We start from the raw sequence: 233 nt of genomic DNA, 5'->3' as shown, positions 1-233 counted from the left end.
TCAACTTCAGAGTCTGAAAGCGAATCAGCATCCGAGTCCGAAAGCATTTCAACTTCAGAGTCAGAAAGCGAATCAGCTTCAGAATCCGAAAGTGAATCAGCATCCGAATCTGAAAGCGAGTCAGAGTCTGAATCCGAAAGCAGCTCAATTTCCGACTCCGAGAGTGAATCAGAGTCCGAATCGGAGAGCGTCTCAACTTCAGAATCTGAAAGTGAATCAGCATCCGAATCTGA

Annotated in this window: 1 protein-coding gene; it reads right to left on the bottom strand. The window is 45.9% G+C overall.

The window, feature by feature from the left end; genetic code table 11:
* The coding region (locus OCH80_RS10345) for a hypothetical protein (protein WP_404540702.1) at positions 1-233 on the bottom strand (233 nt) is incomplete at both ends.

This window comes from Lactobacillus sp. 23-2 (genome assembly GCF_044902225.1).
In the GTDB taxonomy this organism is placed as follows: domain Bacteria; phylum Bacillota; class Bacilli; order Lactobacillales; family Lactobacillaceae; genus Lactobacillus; species Lactobacillus absianus.
The sequence above is the reverse complement of the archived record's forward strand: the minus strand, read 5'-3'. Positions and strand labels throughout refer to the sequence as shown.